Here is a 15,689-nt window from a genome sequence, read left to right as displayed (position 1 = left end):
GCCTGCGCCTGACGATGGGCCACGACCGCTCCGAGGAGCGTCGCTGCGGCGCCCGCGACGAGGAGCACCACTCCGATGAGGGCCAGCACCGCCACCGTCGCCGTGCCGCGCTCGTCCTGCCGGCTCACGGCGCCGCCTCAGCAACAGCCCCCTCGGTGGTGACGCCCTCAGCCAGCGCCTCCGCGGTCGCCTCGATCCGGGCACCTCCGAGATCACCGAGCAGGTCACCCGGCGGACGGACCGTGCGCACCACGCGCACCCGGACCCGCTCTCCCCCGGTGTCGATCTCCACGTCGGCTCCCGGTGCCGCGATGCGGGCGAGCGCCACCGCCTCCTCGACCGGGTCGCCGCGCGCCACCGCCCGGGCCGCTTCGCGCGCAGCGTCGGTGACCCGCACCTGGGCCACCGCAAGCCCCAGCATCCAGACGAGCGCGAGGGTGACCGCGGCGAGCACCGGCATCGCCAGCGCCGCCTCAGCCGTCACGGCACCGCGCTCCTCACGGGAGATGGCCAGCAGCCGATGCCTCCTCATCCGATGCCCAGCAAGCCGAGCACGTGGTCGAAGAGCATCCGCAGCATCTGGTCGCCGAAGCCGCCCGTCACCAGCTGGTAGAGCACGCCCGCCAGGCCCGCACCGGCCGCCGTGCCCACGGCGTACTCCGCTGTCGTGATGCCCCGCTCGTCGCGTGTCGTCTTCATCTGGACTCCTCTCGTCGTGGGGCGCGGTGCGCCCCGGTCACTCCACGGTCGTCGTCGAGCAGGCCGCGCGTGGCCCGCGGCCCCTCGGCAGTGGAGAAGCGCTCCTCCACCACGGCTGTGGAGGAAAACGGGTCACCACCGCAGCGCTCCCAGCGCGGCCGCCACGACCGGCACGATGCCGAGCAGCAGGAACGCCGGAAGCAGGCAGAGGCCCAGCGGGACCGCCGCGCGGATGCCGACCGTGCGGGCGCGGTCCTCGACGCCGGCACGGTCCTCGGCGGCGAGGTGCTCGGCGAGCCGGGCGACGGTGTCGACGACGCGGGCCCCGCTCTCGGAAGCGCGCGCGAAGGCCCGGCCCAGCGGCTCGAGCCCCGGTGCGGCAGCCAGGTCGGCCCACACCGTTTCGGGCGGGACCCCCACCTCGAGGGACGAGCGCGCCCGGCCCAACGGCGCCGACGCCGGACCCGGAAGCGCCTCCGCCACCACTCCGAGTGCTGCGGCGACCGACTGTCCGCTCGCGAGCACGACGGCCAGGAGGCGGGTGACGTGCGGCAGCCCCCGGCGCACGGCCTCACGCTCGCGACGTACGCCGGGTGGCTCGGCGCGGGTGCAGAGGGTCCAGACCCCGACGCTCACCGCCACGGCGAGGGCGGCGCCCGCCCGACCGTCGAGGAGCGTGAGGCCTGCTGAACCGGCCAGCAGGGCGAGCGGCGCCCGGAACCGGCGGAGAGGCCCACGTCGGTCGATGTGCGGGCCACTCGGGTCGGCCGGAGCGAGAAGGCGCGCGAGCCGGCGCTCAGACGGCACCGCAACGGCCAGACCCACGGCGGCCGCAGTCGCCAGAGCCGCAAGGACCGTCCAGCCGCTCATGACCGCGGCCCGGGCTGCCAGGCGGCGTCGCGCTCGAGACCGGAGGCGATCGCCTCGATCCACCCGACACCGCCGAGCGCGAGGGCCACGCCGGCAGCCGCGCAGGCCAGCCCGATCGGGGTGCCGAGCAGGAAGCCGACCGGATCCCCGGCACCCGACCCGACGGCGAGGGTGAGCAGCGGCAGCGCAGCCATCAGGCGCGCGGTGGCGCGGGCCGAGGCGAGCTCGGAGGCGACGAGGCGCCGGGTGCGCTGCTGCTCGCGGATGCCCGCTGCGACGCCCGCCAGGGCCTCGGCCAGCCCAGCGCCGGTGCGCTCCGCGACCTGCCATGCGGCCGCCACGACGTGCAGGTCGCCCGCACCCGGAAAGGCTGCGAGCGCGCGCCAGGCGGACGGCACCGAACCACCGAGCCGGTGCGCGGTCGACGGTGCCGCGAACTCCGGCCAGCGCCGAGCAGCGCGCGCGAGGGCGACACCAGGGGCCGCGCCCGCGGCGAGGTCGCCGGCGAGGTCCTCGCAGAGCGCGAGCACCGCAGCACCCCGGGTGGCACGGACCCGCCGGGCGGTCGACCGCCGACGGAGCCACCATCCGCCACCGGCCATCAGGCCGACCAGCGCGATCGGGCCCGCGAACCGCCCGCCTGCGGCGAGCACCGTGGCACCGTCAGGCCAGACGCCCAGACGGACACCGGTCAGCCAGACGACGGCGGCAGCCGCGACCGGACCCCGTGCCGCGACGATGACGGCCACGGGGCCGCGGGGCCAACGCCGCGACCTGGCCCGCGGAACCGCGGGCCTCGCCGGCCACAGCAGCGCCGCCGCGCAGGCTGCGGCCACGGCGGCGACGACGAGCGGCGTCACCGCAGCCGCTCCAGGAGCAGGTCGACGGCCGGACCCTCGGCTGCACCGCCGTCCGCGTCGAAGCGGACGGCCGTCTCGATCCGGACCAGGCCGGATGCGTCGCGCAACGGCACCCCGATCTCGACCAGCCGACGCACGGGGACGCGCGTCAGGTGCAGCACCGCGCCGATCGCGGAGGCAAGCTGGCTGTGGGTCGCCTCGCGGCCCAGACCGGCAGCCAGGGCGAGCGCCTCGATCCGCGTGGGCACGTCTGCGGCGGAGTTGGCGTGGAGCGTGCCGCAGCCGCCGTCGTGGCCGGTGTTGAGGGCAGCGAGGAGGTCGACCACTTCGCCCCCGCGCACCTCGCCCACGACGAGGCGATCGGGGCGCATCCGCAGCGCCTGCCGGACCAGCGCACGGAGCGGGACCTCGCCGACCCCCTCGAGGTTGGCGGGCCTGGCCTCGAGTGCGACGACGTGGGGATGGGACGGCTCGAGCTCGGCGGCGTCCTCGACCACGACGAGGCGCTCCGCAGGGTCGACGGCCGCGAGCATCGCTCCGAGCAGTGTCGTCTTGCCCGTGCCCGTGCCTCCGCTGACGAGGAACGCGACCCGGGAGGCGAGCAGTCGCCGGACGAGCCGCAGGCCGTCGGGCGAGAGGGCGCCCCGCGCGGCGAGGTCGTCGAGGGAGAGACCGAGCCGGTGCGGCACCCGCAGGGAGACCACCGTGCCCGGACGCGCCACGGGCGCGAGGACCGCGTGGCACCGCACGCCGTCGGGCAGCCGCACGTCGACGGTCGGCGAGGCGTCGTCGAGCCGGCGGCCCCCAGCGGCGGCGAGCCGCTGCGCGAAGCGGCGCACCCCTGCCTCGTCGGCGAAGCCCACGGAGGCGAAGCCGGACGACGGATCCGCACGCTCCAGACCTTCGCCGCGATCGAACCAGACCTCCTGCGGACCGTTGACCAGGATGTCGGTCACCCCGGGTAGCCGCAGCAGCGACTCGAGCGGACCCAACCCGACCGACTCCGCGCGGAGCGCCTCGTGCACCGCCAGAACGGTGGCGTCGCCCACGGGCCGGCCAGCGAGGCGCAGCGCCTCGGCGACCGCGTGTGGGGTGATCGCAACGCCGGTGCGCGCCACGTGCGCCCGGACCTCCTCGACCAGCTCGTCGGCGACCACCTCAGGCCTCCGCGCACCAGCCGAGGGCCTCCCGCGCCGTGCGCGCCAGGACGCTCCTCTGGCTCCAGACCGGCCCACGCCCGAGGTCGACGGCCTCGTCGAGGCCCCGCTGGTCGGTCATCGACGCCACGACCTGAGCACCGACCACCTGCGCGACTGCCCGCGGCTCCGCCCGGCCGCGCACGACGACGCCGATGCGCGCCGCCGTCGGCAAGCCGGAGACGACACGAGCGGCGGCAGCGAGGCCGGGCAGCGACGGACGGACCACGACGAGCACCGCGTCGGCCCGCCCGGCGACCTCGCTCGACAATGACCCCGAACGAGCCAGGTCCGCGACCACGACCTCGTGCCCCCTGCTCGCGGCTGACAGCGCCTCGCGCACGGCGAATGCCTGCGGCGCCGACCGTGCGCCGGCCGCCCAGGTCAGCACCCCGAGCCCGCCTCGGCGCGGCAGGGCGTCGCGCAGTGACTGCGACCCCAACCGCCCGGTCGTCTGCTCGAGCGCACCCCAGCGGGCGCCGTCGAGCCGGTCGAAGCCGAGCACGCGGTCGACCCCCGGCCCGAGCGGGTCGACGTCGAGCAGGCACGCCGGCCCACGTGCGCCCGCGACGAGACCGAGGGCGCAGGCGAGGGTCGTCGCACCTGCACCCCCGGAGCCTCCGAGGACCGCGACGGTGGTCGCCGCGGCACGCTGCCCGTCCGTCGCATCCGCGAGCACGTCGAGGAGCCAGTCACCCGACCCCGGCAGCTCGATCACCTGCGACGCACCGAGCGTGACCGCGTGCCGGAAGGCCACGTCGGGCACGCCGTCACGCCCCACGACGTGCACGCCCGTACGCCGTGGCGGAGCCAGCGCCGCGACCCCCGCCGCGAGGTCGACGCCGACCAGCACGAGCGAGGCTCCGCGCCACGAGCGCAGCGCCTGCCCTGCGTCGACAGCGACCTCGGGCACCACACCGGCCGCGGCCGCGAGCCGGAGCAGCTCCTCGGTCAGCGGCTCGTCCCGGGTCACGATCAGTGGCATCTCCATGAGCCGACCCTCGCCGGGACGGCCGCCCGCGGCGACCCCGCGGCGTACGGCTGGGGAGAGGGGCGCGCCTCCGGGCGCTGTGGACGAAGAGCGGGCCGGTCAGCGACCGACCGGAGAGCAAATCTCGCCATCCACCCGGGGAACCCACCTAGACTCGGTGACATGTCCGCCACGGGGCGCCGCCAGGCCGCCTTCTTCGACCTCGACAAGACGATCATCGCCAAGTCGAGCGCGCTCGCGTTCAACCGCAAGTTCCAGGCCGGGGGCCTGATCTCGCGGCGCGTGATGCTGCGCGGCGCCTACGCGCAGTTCATGTATCTCGTCGGTGGGGCGGACCACGACCAGATGGAGAAGCTGCGGGCCTTCATGTCCGAGCTCGTGAAGGGCTGGCCGGTCGCGACCGTCCAGGAGATCGTGCGCGACACGCTGCACAACATCGTCGACCCGATGGTCTACGACGAGGCGGTCTCCCTCATCGAGGAGCACCATGCCGCCGGCCGCGACGTCATCATCGTCTCCACCTCCGGCTCGGAGCTCGTCGAGCCGATCGGCACCATGCTCGGCGCCGATCACGTGGTCGCGACGCGGCTCAAGGTCGAGGACGGCAAGTACACCGGCGAGATCGACTACTACGCCTACGGTCCGACCAAGGCCGCGGCGATCCGCGAGCTCGCCGAGGAGCGGGGCTACGACCTGGCGCGCTGCTACGCCTACAGCGACTCGATCACGGACGCTCCCATGCTCGGCGCCGTCGGCCACGGCTACGCGGTCAACCCCGACAAGGAGCTGCGCAAGCTGGCGATCAAGGAAGGCTGGCCGGTGCTGGTCTTCAGCAAGCCCGTCGCCCTCCAGCGCCGCATGAACCTCCCCCCGGCGAAGCCCACGCTGGCCGCACTCGCGGTCGGCGGCGCCGTCGCCGTGGGCGGTGCGATCGTCTTCAACCACCGCCGCAACCGCGCCGTCTGAGCCGCACCGAGCGGTCCGTACGCCGAGTTCCGCTTCGCCGACGCGCGCCTTTCCGGCCACCCGCGGGCACCGCGCGGAGCGGGCCGAACCATGCGCCTCCGGGCGCCAAAGGTCAACCCTTGAAGTCGCCCGGAATGCGGCGTACACATGGAGTCAGACAACTCCAGAGCAGCACGTGAGCCGGGTACCCACGCGGCGACTCACCCTTCTTAACAGGGCGCTGAGCGAGCGGCCGAAGTGCCGAGCCAGCAATTGACCATGCACGCTTGGTAACCCATTGCGCATCACGTGTCAGCGGCGGCACCGGGGCTCTTCGAAGACCGGTGCCGCTCGCATGTTCTGACCAGCTCCGTCGGTCTCGACAGGCTCGACTCGCGAGCTACTTCGCCTTCACCGGTGACGCCTCGGCGCCCTTGGCGTACGCCTCGGCGGCGTACAGCAGCCACGAGTGGACGCCGGAGACACCGGCCGCGTGGGCATAGGCGCGCAGGTTCGACTCGTACTCCGCGCGGAAGAAGCGGTGGCCCTCCTCCGGCACGAGCAACGACTTCTCGTCGACACCACGCGCGACGAGGACCAGCCGCTCGGCTGCGCGCGCGACGATCCCGTTGTGACTCGCAAAAGGCACCGACGTCGCCAGGTCGGCGTGGACGATCGCGGCGACGAGCATCGCAGGCGCCGTGCTCGGCGCGAGCAGGCGCGCGGAGAGGGTCTGCAGACCCGCCGCGGCCTCGGCCGAGCGCGGCCGGCCGAGGTCCTCGGCAGGCACGGAGCCGAGGCCGGCGAGCGCGTGGATCCGGGCGAAGGCCTGCAGCGGCGAGCGCTTCAGGACCGGGACCAGCGAGAGGAGCTCCGTCGACACCCGGACCGCCGCCGCGGCGATCTCGTCACCCGTGCCCGCCCGCACGTCCTCCATCGACGCCGCCGAGCCCTCGAGCACCGCCGACGCCCAGGCACCGCGCAACAGCGACTCGCCGGTGAGCTCCGGCGAGGTCTTGCGCAGGCCCCGGTCACGCAGCAGCGCGTCGACGCCGTCACGGCTCGAGGCGAAGGCGGAGGGCACGCCCTCCAGGCTGGCGAGCGATGCGAGTGGGTCCACGGTCACGAGGCGAAATCCTCTCACGCGGCACCCTCTGGGGAGTGTCGGCCTCTAGTAGCCTCGAGGAGATGAGCGCGACGACGTACCCCGAAGCAGCCGTGGTCTGGCTGGTCGGTCACGACCAGAAGTCCGTCCTCGAGATCGGTGCCGGCGACGGCTCCCTGACGGAGCAGCTGGTCGCGCTGGGCCACGACGTCCACGCCACCGACCCGAGCGCGGACGCAGTCGAGCGCCTCGCCACGCGCTTCCCCGGGCTGCGCACCTCGGCAGCCACGGCCGAGCGCCTGCCGAACGTCGACGCCTCGGTCGACGTCGTCGTCTGCCGCAACTTCCCCACGTACGACGAGGAGGCGGCGCTGACGGAGTTCTCGCGCGTCCTGCGTCCCGGCGGCCACGTGGCGGTCGTGGTGGAGGCCCTCGACACGAAGATCCCCTGGGTGCGGAAGTTCGCCCGGCTGCTCGGGGAGCAGGCGGCCGACCCCGAGACGCCCGAGTCGATCGTGCGCTCGACGAAGTTCGGCTTCGTCGACGCCGACACCTTCCGGCACTGGTCGACGGTCGACCGGGAGGCGCTGTGCACGGTCGCCCTGCTCGATCCCCGCGTCGCGCGGATGGACCCCGCCGCCCAGGAGCGCCTGCTCGACGACGTACGCGCTCTCTACGACGACTACGGCCGTGGGCCGGACGGGATGCAGCTGCCGCAGATCGCGCACTGCTTCCGCGCCGGGGTCATCGAGCACCCGTGGTCCGTGCCTCCGCGCGAGGGCACCGTGGTCGACGAGGGCAGCGACGACGGGGCCGGGGCCCCCGGCTCCGGCAGCTCCGCCGGCTCCACCGAGCCCGACGACGACGGCCTGCTGATCGACTTCCGCTGACCCAACGGCCCCGCAGCGGTCCGACGGCGCCCTCCCGGGTCGCAACCCGGTGCAACCCTGTCGGCCACCGCAACGCCGGGTGTGTCCTGCTTCACAGACCCACTGTGAAGGAGGAGCCATGACACAGACCCTGGAGCCCGAGACCGGGACCGCCCCGACCGAGGCGGCCGGCCCGCAGGAGCGCGCGGACCGCTGGTTCGCTGCGTTCGAGAGGGCTCTCGTCACCCGCGACATCGCGGCTGCCGCAGCCCTCTTCGCCACCACGAGCTACTGGCGCGACCTGGTCGCGTTCAGCTGGAACATCACCACCGTCGAGAACCCCGAGGGTGTCGCCCGCCTGCTCGAGAGCACCCTGGGCCAGGCGGCGCCGAGCAGCTTCGCGACCAGCGAGCCGCCGACCGAGGGCGACGGAGTGGTGACCGCGTGGTTCACCTTCGAGACGGCGGTCGGCCGTGGCCGCGGGCTCCTGCGCCTCCGCGCCGACGAGGACGCCACCGACAAGGCCTGGACCTTCCTCACCACCCTCTACGAGCTCAAGGGCCACGAGGAGCCGCTGCGCGACCGCCGGCCCGCCGGCGCCGAGCACGGCGCCAACAAGGAGCGCGTGACCTGGCTGGAGAAGCGTCAGGCCGAGGACGCCGCGCTCGGCGTGACGACGCAGCCGTTCGTGCTGGTCATCGGCGGCGGGCAGGGCGGCATCGCGCTCGGTGCCCGCCTGCGGCAGCTCGACGTACCCGCACTGGTGATCGACCGCTACGCCCGGCCCGGTGACCAGTGGCGGAGCCGCTACAAGTCGCTCTGCCTCCACGACCCGGTCTGGTACGACCACCTGCCGTACCTGAAGTTCCCCGAGAACTGGCCGGTCTTTGCGCCGAAGGACAAGGTCGCCGACTGGCTGGAGTCCTACACGAAGGTCATGGAGGTCCCCTACTGGTCCTCGACCACCGCGACCAGCGCGTCGTACGACGAGGCCGCCGGCGAGTGGACCGTCGAGATCGAGCGCGACGGCCAGCCGATGACGCTGAAGCCGAAGCACGTGGTGCTGGCGACGGGCATGAGCGGCAAGGCGAACGTGCCGGTCTTCCCCGGCCAGGACGTCTTCCGCGGCGAGCAGCACCACTCCTCGCAGCACCCCGGCCCGGACGCGTACGCCGGCAAGAAGTGCGTCGTGATCGGCTCCAACAACTCGGCGTTCGACATCTGCGGCGCGCTGTGGGAGCACGGCGCGGACGTCACGATGGTCCAGCGGAGCTCGACCCACATCGTCAAGAGCGACACCCTCATGGACATCGGCCTGGGCGACCTCTACTCCGAGCGCGCGCTCGCGGCCGGCATGACGACGGAGAAGGCCGACCTGGTCTTCGCGTCGCTCCCGTACCGGATCATGCACGAGTTCCAGATCCCGCTCTACGAGCAGATGAAGGAGCGTGACAAGGAGTTCTACGACCGGATGGAGCGGGCCGGCTTCGACCTCGACTGGGGAGACGACGGCTCTGGCCTCTTCATGAAGTACCTGCGCCGCGGCTCCGGCTACTACATCGACGTGGGCGCCGCGGAGCTGGTCGCGGACGGTGAGGTGAAGCTCGCGCACGGCAACGTCGACCACCTCACCGAGAAGAGCGTGGTGCTGGAGGACGGCACCGAGCTCGAGGCCGACCTCGTCGTCTACGCCACCGGCTACGGCTCGATGAACGGCTGGGCCGCCGACCTGATCAGCCCCGAGGTCGCGGACCGGATCGGCAAGGTGTGGGGCCTCGGCTCCGACACCACCAAGGACCCGGGTCCGTGGGAGGGCGAGCAGCGCAACATGTGGAAGCCCACCCAGGTGGAGAACCTCTGGTTCCACGGCGGCAACCTCCACCAGTCGCGCCACTACTCGCTCTACCTGGCGCTGCAGCTGAAGGCTCGCGCGGTCGGCATCGACACCCCGGTCTTCGACCTGGCTCCGGTGCACCACGTGAAGTGACGTGACGAGGGGCCGTCCCTGCGCTCTGGCGCTGGGACGGCCCCTTTCGCATGCCCGCACACGGCGCGGCCCGGCGTGTCACCGGGTCACGCCCGGCTTGCGGCCTTCGACCTCTCCGCGAGGGCGCGAAGGATCCGCTCTGCCACCTCGTCGACCGCGCCCAGACCGTCGACGGCGTCGAGCAGTCCGCGCTCGGTGTAGTGGGCCGCGAGCGGCGCTGTCTCTGCGGCGTACACCTCGAGGCGGCGGCGGATGACGTGCTCGGTGTCGTCCGCGCGGCCCTGCTCCTCCGCACGCCGGAGCAGGCGCTGGACCAGCTCCTCGGTGTCGGCCTCGAGCAGGACGACCGCGTCGAGGCGGGAACCGGCCAGGGACAGGATGCCGTCGAGCTCCGCGACCTGGCGCTGCGTGCGCGGGTACCCGTCCAGCAGGAAGCCGTCGCGGCAGTCGTCGCGGACGATCCGGTCAGCGACCATGGCGTTGGTGATCTCGTCGGGCACGTACTCACCGGCGTCCATGTAGCGGCGGGCGGCGACGCCGAGCGGCGTCTCGTCCGCGACGTTCGCGCGGAAGATGTCGCCCGTGGAGATCGCAGGTATCCCGAAGCGGAGCGCGATGTTCGCGGCCTGGGTGCCCTTGCCGGCACCGGGAGGACCCATGAGGAGGAGACGCATGCGGAGGCCTTTCAGTCGGGAGCCGGCGATGGAAGAACGGGCCGGACCGCCTGAGGCTAGGAACACTCCCGCTGCACTCAGGTTGCACCGGTGCGCGGAGCGTCGGCCCCGGCAGCTCGCCGGGCGAGCCGGGCCATCGCCGACCGCACCGCCAGCATCAGCGTGACGCCGAGCGCGACCGGCGCGAGCACGTAGCCGAAGCCCAGTGCGTGGACCGACGGCCCGCCGGTCACCGCGAGCAGCGCGGTCGCCCCGCCGGGTGCGTGCATGGTGCCGGTGACGTGCATCAGCCCGAGGGCGAGGGTGACCGCCGCTGCGGCGCCGAGCAGCGGCGTACCGACCAGGGCCTGGCAGGTGACGCCGACGACGGCCGAGACCACCTGGCCACCGAGCACGGCGCGTCCGGTGCTGTGCACCCCGTGGGGCTGGCCGAAGAGCAGGATCGCGGTCGACCCGAAGGAGCCGATCAGCATCAGGGTCGCTGACGAGTCGAGGTCGAGCATGGCTGCGGGAGCGGCCACGGCGAGGATCGCCAGGAAGGTGCCGGCGCAGGCCAGCGGCAGCTCGGCGTGGGTGAGCGGACGGTTCGCCCGGTGGCGCATGCAACCTCCTCATGGACGCGGTGAACGGGGAGGGACGGCTCGACGGTAGGTCGCCGTGAGGCCGTGAGGGACCGTCCGGAACGGCTACCGGCCCCGCCCGATCGGAGAGGGGCAAGAGCAGCCCGGTCGCAGGGTGTGGCCGGCACTCCACCGTCGGCACAGTGACGGGGACCACATCCCCCTGGAGGTATCCGTGTCCACCGAAACCACCGTCCCCGACGGCAACCCCGGCCTGATCGGCGTGCCGACGTTCCTCGTCGGCTCCGTCGCCCTCGGCCTCGTCCTCACCGGCTTCGTGCCCGCCACCGCCGGCGCCGCGTCCATCCCGATCATCGCCACCGCGACCGCCTTCGGGCAGGCCGTCGCGGCGATCTGGGCGACCCGTCTCAACCAGAACGCCGTCGCCGCGATCTTCGGCATCTTCACCGGCTTCTGGTCCAGCTACGCCGCACTCGTCCTCGGCCTCACGCACGGCTGGTTCGGCATCCTGCCGGACGACGCCGTCCGCACCCAGGAGCTCTTCCTCGGGTCCTGGCTCGCGATCGTCGTGCTGCTCACCGTGGCCACCCTGCGGTTGCCGCGTGCGTTCACCCTTCTCTTCGCCCTGATCGACCTCGCGCTGCTGCTCGTCCTGCTCGGCACCGCGCAGGGCAGCACCGGCCTGACGCAGCTCGGCGGCTACACCGTCTTCGCGTTCGTCATCGTCGGGGCGTACCTGTTCCTCGACGCCATGTCGCAAGCCACCGGCGGCCGACCCCTCCCCCTCGGGTCGCCGGTCCGCGCCTGAGCCCGAGGGACTCCCGGCCCAGCGCGGGCCGGAGCGGGGCTGTGGTGGTGTGCTTCAGGGCGCCCCACCACAGCCCTGCGCCATAGGCGAGGTCGTCGAGCCGCCTGAGCACGACGTGGCTCACGGGGTCGAGGTCGGGGCGGGAGCGCCGCCAGTCGACCAGCCCGTCAACGACCGCGGCGGCGACCCAGGCGCGGCGGGCGCGCTGCGAAGCAACGGCGAGCGGGACCATCGCCGGCCACCAGTGCCGGGTCATCGCCGCGCCGCACTGCTGCAGCGACGCCGCCAGGCCGTACGGCGCGAGCCGGGCCGCCACGGTCCACGGACGCTCGCTCTGCTCGAGCGACTGCGCGGTGCGGACCAGGACCGCCCCTGCGCCAGCCACAGCTACGCCGACCGCCCAGGGGCGCTGGACGAGCACCGCCAGCGCGACAGCGACCGTCATCGGCGCGACGACCACCGGGGCGACCGCGTCGCCGTGCCGCAGCGCCAGCGGCGCCGCGCTCGTGCCGTAGAAGGCCTTCCGCAGGAACCAGCGTCGCGCGTCGACGCGGTGGTCGTGCGCGACGACCGCGGCAGGGACGTAGCGGACCAGCCAGCCGGAGCCAGCAGTCCGCCAGACCAGGTCGACGTCCTCCCCGACCTGCATCCGCTCGTCGAACCCGTCACCGAACGCCGCCACCCGGCCCACCAGGCAGGCCGACGGGACGTAGGGCACCTTCGCGCCCGGGCGGACCACCGCCGGGAGCGGGCCGAGGTCGAGCGAGGAGCGGACCGCCTCGTAGCGCGCGACGGCGCCTCCGCGGTCCTCTCCCTCCAGCCCGGCGATGCGCGGAGCGGTGATCCCGACGGCCGGGTCCTCGAGCTGCTGGAGCAGCGGGGCGAGCCAGCCGGGCGCCGGGACGACGTCGGAGTCCACGAAGGCGACCAGCGGCGTGGTCACCGCGCCCAGGCCGGTGTTGCGGGCGGCGGCCGGTCCTCGCGGGGTGTCGTGGCAGAGCAGCGTGACGCCCGGTCGGCGGGTCGCCGCGACGGTGGCAGCCAGCTCGGTGGAGCCGTCGTCGACCACCACGACACGGAGGCAGCCGAGCGCGTCGAGGAGCCGTGCCAGAGCGACCGGCCGGTCCTTCACGGGCACCACGACGGTCACGTCGGCCCTGCTCCACCTCCCGCTTGCTTCCGCGATCTCCGCGAAGCCGCGGTCGAGCAGCAGCCGGGCCAGGCGCGCGCTCCTGCGGTCCGTCACGACGAACTCGCCCTCCCCCAGCACGTCGCAGGCGGCGGGCCGGAGGAAGAGCATCCGCGTCGGCGATCCTCCGAAGAGCGCCCGGCCGCCCTCTCCGCGCCAGGTGCCCGGGAGCAGCCGGACCCGGGTCCCCGCGGCGAGCCCGCTACCTGCGGCCGGCTTCTCCTCCGCGAGCGCGCTCATGCCGTGAACCCGCCGTCCGCGTGGACCACGCTGCCGGTGAGGGCGCCCGCTCGCGGCGAGCTGAGCCACCGCACGGTGTCGGCGATCTCCTCGGGCTCGAGGACGCGCTCGACGAGGTGGCGCTCGGCGAGGGGCCCGACGTCGTCGAGCCCGTAGAGCGACGCGGTGGCCGCGAGCATCGGCGTACGCGTGCTGCCGGGCGAGACCGCCGTCGCGGTAATGCCGGTGCCGCGCAGGTCGGCGGCGAGACCCCGGACCAGGCCGACGACAGCGTGCTTGCTCGCGACGTACGCCGTGAGGTGCTGCAGGCCGCGGTGCCCGGCTGCGGAGGCGACCGCGATGAAGCGGCCGCGCCGCGGCGGTGGCTGCCGCAGCATGAGCGGGAGCGTGGCGGCCGCGGTGTTCCACGTGCCCTTGAGGTTGACGTCGACGAGCACGTCGAGCTCGCCCGCAGGCGCCTCCCAGAGCGGTTGCCCGCCGGCGACGGCACCCGCGGCGGCGACCACGACGTCGAGGCGGCCGCGGGACCTTTCGATGCCGGCGACGACCCGCTCGAGAGCAGCACGGTCCCGGATGTCGGCCACTGCCGTGTCGACCCGGCCCTCGCCCCCCAGCCAGAGGCCGAGCAGCGCGTCGGGGTCCGCGGGCGCGGAGACCGCGCCCGGCATCGGGGCGCAGGCGTCGACCGCGACCACGTGGAACCCGTCCTCCACGAGCCCGCGCACGATGGCCGTGCCGATGCCCCCGGCGGCACCGGTGACCAGCGCGACCGGGAGCGTGCTCATGCCGGCACCGGCACCCGCAGACGGCCCGCGACGTCGGGATGCCCCGCGAGCACCGCTTCCACGGTGGCCTCGACCAGTCCCGCCAGGAGCTGCTCGCCCTCCTCTGCGGAGGCGCCTGCCGGGTCACCGAGCACCCCGTTCGGCGACACCGCCCGCACGCCTCCGGTCCGCAGCCGCGGCATCAGCACCTCCACCGGCTCGGTGGCACCGGCCTCCGCCCGGTCCTCCCGGACGGCCGCCGGCGCGATGGCCGCCATCAGCGAGGTCTCGGTGCGGCCCGCGTGCGCGTCGCCCCAGACGATCTCGCACGGCACCCAGGCGGCGTCGCGGCCCTCGTGGCGCAGCCGTCCGACGGCGGCCGAGACGGTCGGCGCGTTGCCGCCGTGGCCGTTGACGAAGACCAGCCGGTCGGCCCAGCGGCCGATCGACCGGCCCAGCTCGAGCAGCACTGCGTGCAGGGCGTCGTGCCCGATGTCGACGGTGCCGGGGAAGTGCTCATGCTCACCGCTGGCCCCGTAGGGCAGCGGAGGAGCTGCGACCGCGTGCACCCCCGCGGCACGCAGGCGCGCGACCGCCCGGTCGACGACCGCGGTGGCGATAGCCGCGTCGGTCGAGAACGGGAGGTGCGGTCCGTGCTGCTCGCACGAGCCGGTCGGGAGGACGACGACGTCCACCCGTTCACCGAGCTCGGGCCAGGTGGCGAGCGCGAGCTCCATCTCAGGCCCCGAGGGTGCGGGTGAAGCCCGGTGGGATGACGATGTCGCCCGGGGTCAGGTCGTGGATCGACGACTTGCCCATGCCGAGCAGCGCCGAGTCCATGCCACCACGGAGGATGTCGAGGACGTTCTCGACGCCGGCCTGACCATTGGCGGCGAGACCCCACAGGTAGGCGCGGCCGATCATCACCGCGCGGGCGCCGAGGGCAACGGCCTTGACCACGTCGCTGCCCCGGCGTACGCCGCCGTCGAGGACGATCTCGATCTGGTCGCCGACCGCGTCGGCGATCGACGGCAGCACGCGGATCGGCGCCGGCGTGGTGTCCAGGTTGTTGCCGCCGTGGTTGGAGACAGAGATCGCGGTCATGCCCGCGTCGACCGCGCGCTTGGCGTCATCGACGCGGCAGACGCCCTTGAGCATGACGGGGCCGTCCCACTGCGAGCGCAGCCACGCGAGGTCCTCCCACGACGGGAGCGGGGTCTGCATCCATTCGTAGTAGGCGCCGAAGAAGGTGGGCGCCTGCCCGCCCGGCTCGACCAGGTTCGGCGCAGTCAGGTCCGGGATGTAGCCGGCGCGGGCGAAGCGCGAGAGCCAGCGCGGCCGGGCCAGGGTCTCGGGCGCGAACTGCAGCATCGCCTTCGCATTGAGCTTCTCGGGGATGGACGGGCTCCCCCAGTCCCGGCCCATCGAGAAGGACCAGTCGGTGGTGACGATCAAGCCGCGCACGCCGGCCGCCCGGGCCCGCTCGATGCGCTGCAGGATCGCGTCGCGGCTGCCCAGCCAGTAGATCTGGAAGAACGTCTGCGGGTTGGCCGCGACGACCTCCTCCACCGGCTTGCTGGCGAACGAGCTCAGGCCGGTGATGGTGCCCCGGGCGGCGGCAGCCCGGGCGATCGCGACCTCCCCGTCGGGGTGGACCGCCTGCACGCCGGTCGGCGAGCAGATCACCGGCAGCGCGATCTCCTCGCCCATGACGGTGGTGGCCAGGTCGCGCTTGGCCGACAGCCCGGCGCAGTGCGGGGCGAGGCCGAGCTGGCCGAACGCCGTGGTGTTGTCGTCGTAGCTGACGCCCTTCTCCGAGCCAGCCAGCAGGGCGCTGTAGACGGACTTCGGGAGACGCTTCTGTGCGCGGCGCTGGGCCTCGGCGACGGTCTCGAACCAGGTCTTGGACAT

The 15,689-nt window shown here is 73.9% G+C and carries 17 protein-coding genes; 4 read left to right on the top strand and 13 right to left on the bottom strand.

Features of this window, described 5'->3' with window-relative positions:
* Nucleotides 1–124: 124 nt before the first annotated feature.
* The 6 genes from VLF38_RS06780 to ssd all read right to left on the bottom strand — a co-directional run bounded on the left by VLF38_RS06780 (nucleotide 125) and on the right by ssd (nucleotide 4,616).
* On the bottom strand, nucleotides 125–484 hold the full coding sequence (locus VLF38_RS06780; RefSeq protein ID WP_325270518.1) for a TadE family type IV pilus minor pilin: 360 nt from the start codon (nucleotides 482–484) through the stop codon (nucleotides 125–127).
* Nucleotides 485–528: 44 nt separating this feature from the next.
* A complete protein-coding gene (locus tag VLF38_RS06775) occupies nucleotides 529–699 on the bottom strand; it encodes a DUF4244 domain-containing protein (RefSeq protein WP_325270517.1) in 171 nt (56 codons plus the stop codon).
* A 132-nt stretch (nucleotides 700–831) separates the two neighbouring features.
* Nucleotides 832–1,569 carry a type II secretion system F family protein gene (locus VLF38_RS06770; protein ID WP_325270516.1) on the bottom strand — a complete coding sequence of 246 codons (738 nt, stop codon included), beginning with the start codon at nucleotides 1,567–1,569 and terminating at the stop codon, nucleotides 832–834.
* Nucleotides 1,566–2,429: a type II secretion system F family protein gene (locus VLF38_RS06765; RefSeq protein ID WP_325270515.1), complete on the bottom strand. Its 864-nt coding sequence runs from the start codon at nucleotides 2,427–2,429 to the stop codon at nucleotides 1,566–1,568. The genes VLF38_RS06770 and VLF38_RS06765 overlap by 4 nt, the downstream gene beginning before the upstream one ends.
* On the bottom strand, nucleotides 2,426–3,586 hold the full coding sequence (locus tag VLF38_RS06760) for a TadA family conjugal transfer-associated ATPase (protein WP_325270514.1): 1,161 nt from the start codon (nucleotides 3,584–3,586) through the stop codon (nucleotides 2,426–2,428). The genes VLF38_RS06765 and VLF38_RS06760 overlap by 4 nt, the downstream gene beginning before the upstream one ends.
* A 1-nt stretch (nucleotide 3,587) precedes the next feature.
* Nucleotides 3,588–4,616, bottom strand: a complete 1,029-nt coding sequence (ssd, locus tag VLF38_RS06755; RefSeq protein WP_325270513.1) for a septum site-determining protein Ssd — start codon at nucleotides 4,614–4,616, stop codon at nucleotides 3,588–3,590.
* A 162-nt stretch (nucleotides 4,617–4,778) separates the two neighbouring features.
* Here ssd and VLF38_RS06750 point away from each other — a divergent pair, with 162 nt between their 5' ends.
* A complete protein-coding gene (locus VLF38_RS06750; protein ID WP_325270512.1) occupies nucleotides 4,779–5,582 on the top strand; it encodes an HAD family hydrolase in 804 nt (267 codons plus the stop codon).
* 379 nt (nucleotides 5,583–5,961) lie between these two features.
* Here the strand turns inward: VLF38_RS06750 and VLF38_RS06745 are convergent, their stop codons facing one another.
* Entirely contained in the window at nucleotides 5,962–6,687 is a 726-nt protein-coding gene (locus VLF38_RS06745; RefSeq protein WP_325270511.1) for an oxidoreductase, read from the bottom strand.
* 62 nt (nucleotides 6,688–6,749) lie between these two features.
* Here VLF38_RS06745 and VLF38_RS06740 point away from each other — a divergent pair, with 62 nt between their 5' ends.
* Together VLF38_RS06740 and VLF38_RS06735 are read left to right on the top strand one after the other, a co-directional pair.
* The gene (locus VLF38_RS06740; RefSeq protein WP_325270510.1) at nucleotides 6,750–7,556 is read left to right on the top strand and encodes a class I SAM-dependent methyltransferase; all 807 of its coding nucleotides are present in this window, start codon (nucleotides 6,750–6,752) and stop codon (nucleotides 7,554–7,556) included.
* A gap of 118 nt (nucleotides 7,557–7,674) precedes the next feature.
* Nucleotides 7,675–9,522: an NAD(P)/FAD-dependent oxidoreductase gene (locus VLF38_RS06735; RefSeq protein ID WP_325270509.1), complete on the top strand. Its 1,848-nt coding sequence runs from the start codon at nucleotides 7,675–7,677 to the stop codon at nucleotides 9,520–9,522.
* Nucleotides 9,523–9,608: 86 nt separating this feature from the next.
* On the opposite strand, the gene VLF38_RS06730 is transcribed toward VLF38_RS06735, so the two are convergent.
* Complete coding sequence (locus VLF38_RS06730; RefSeq protein WP_325270508.1) at nucleotides 9,609–10,196, bottom strand: adenylate kinase; 588 nt, start codon at nucleotides 10,194–10,196, stop codon at nucleotides 9,609–9,611.
* Between the two features lie 77 nt (nucleotides 10,197–10,273).
* Nucleotides 10,274–10,798, bottom strand: coding sequence for an HPP family protein (locus tag VLF38_RS06725; protein ID WP_325270507.1), 525 nt, complete (start codon nucleotides 10,796–10,798; stop codon nucleotides 10,274–10,276).
* A gap of 193 nt (nucleotides 10,799–10,991) precedes the next feature.
* Between VLF38_RS06725 and VLF38_RS06720 the strand changes: the two genes are divergently transcribed.
* Complete coding sequence (locus tag VLF38_RS06720) at nucleotides 10,992–11,585, top strand: GPR1/FUN34/YaaH family transporter (RefSeq protein ID WP_325270506.1); 594 nt, start codon at nucleotides 10,992–10,994, stop codon at nucleotides 11,583–11,585.
* Here VLF38_RS06720 and mftF read toward each other — a convergent pair.
* Genes mftF through mftD form a run of 4 tightly spaced genes read right to left on the bottom strand, consistent with a single transcriptional unit; the run spans nucleotide 11,497 to nucleotide 15,689 of the window.
* A complete protein-coding gene (mftF, locus tag VLF38_RS06715) occupies nucleotides 11,497–13,014 on the bottom strand; it encodes a mycofactocin biosynthesis glycosyltransferase MftF (protein WP_325270505.1) in 1,518 nt (505 codons plus the stop codon). The genes VLF38_RS06720 and mftF overlap by 89 nt on opposite strands.
* Complete coding sequence (locus VLF38_RS06710) at nucleotides 13,011–13,799, bottom strand: mycofactocin-coupled SDR family oxidoreductase (protein ID WP_325270504.1); 789 nt, start codon at nucleotides 13,797–13,799, stop codon at nucleotides 13,011–13,013. The genes mftF and VLF38_RS06710 overlap by 4 nt, the downstream gene beginning before the upstream one ends.
* A complete protein-coding gene (gene mftE / locus VLF38_RS06705) occupies nucleotides 13,796–14,515 on the bottom strand; it encodes a mycofactocin biosynthesis peptidyl-dipeptidase MftE (protein WP_325270503.1) in 720 nt (239 codons plus the stop codon). The genes VLF38_RS06710 and mftE overlap by 4 nt, the downstream gene beginning before the upstream one ends.
* Before the next feature lies 1 nt (nucleotide 14,516).
* The gene (mftD, locus tag VLF38_RS06700; protein ID WP_325270502.1) at nucleotides 14,517–15,689 is read right to left on the bottom strand and encodes a pre-mycofactocin synthase MftD; all 1,173 of its coding nucleotides are present in this window, start codon (nucleotides 15,687–15,689) and stop codon (nucleotides 14,517–14,519) included.

It is taken from the genome of Nocardioides sp., assembly GCF_035481145.1.
Classification (GTDB): domain Bacteria; phylum Actinomycetota; class Actinomycetes; order Propionibacteriales; family Nocardioidaceae; genus Nocardioides.
Note: the sequence above shows the minus strand (reverse complement) of the source record. Positions and strands in the feature narration are given on the sequence as shown.

Bases quoted from the DNA above. Each gene is read 5' to 3' on its own strand.
- VLF38_RS06775 (WP_325270517.1), bottom strand. From the start codon at position 699: ATGAAGACGACACGCGACGAGCGGGGCATCACGACAGCGGAGTACGCC.
- VLF38_RS06770 (WP_325270516.1), bottom strand. From the start codon at position 1,569: ATGAGCGGCTGGACGGTCCTTGCGGCTCTGGCGACTGCGGCCGCCGTG.
- ssd (WP_325270513.1), bottom strand. From the start codon at position 4,616: ATGGAGATGCCACTGATCGTGACCCGGGACGAGCCGCTGACCGAGGAG.
- VLF38_RS06750 (WP_325270512.1), top strand. From the start codon at position 4,779: ATGTCCGCCACGGGGCGCCGCCAGGCCGCCTTCTTCGACCTCGACAAG.
- VLF38_RS06740 (WP_325270510.1), top strand. From the start codon at position 6,750: ATGAGCGCGACGACGTACCCCGAAGCAGCCGTGGTCTGGCTGGTCGGT.
- VLF38_RS06735 (WP_325270509.1), top strand. From the start codon at position 7,675: ATGACACAGACCCTGGAGCCCGAGACCGGGACCGCCCCGACCGAGGCG.
- VLF38_RS06730 (WP_325270508.1), bottom strand. From the start codon at position 10,196: ATGCGTCTCCTCCTCATGGGTCCTCCCGGTGCCGGCAAGGGCACCCAG.
- VLF38_RS06725 (WP_325270507.1), bottom strand. From the start codon at position 10,798: ATGCGCCACCGGGCGAACCGTCCGCTCACCCACGCCGAGCTGCCGCTG.
- mftF (WP_325270505.1), bottom strand. From the start codon at position 13,014: ATGAGCGCGCTCGCGGAGGAGAAGCCGGCCGCAGGTAGCGGGCTCGCC.
- VLF38_RS06710 (WP_325270504.1), bottom strand. From the start codon at position 13,799: ATGAGCACGCTCCCGGTCGCGCTGGTCACCGGTGCCGCCGGGGGCATC.
- mftE (WP_325270503.1), bottom strand. From the start codon at position 14,515: ATGGAGCTCGCGCTCGCCACCTGGCCCGAGCTCGGTGAACGGGTGGAC.
- mftD (WP_325270502.1), bottom strand. From the start codon at position 15,689: ATGTCCAAGACCTGGTTCGAGACCGTCGCCGAGGCCCAGCGCCGCGCA.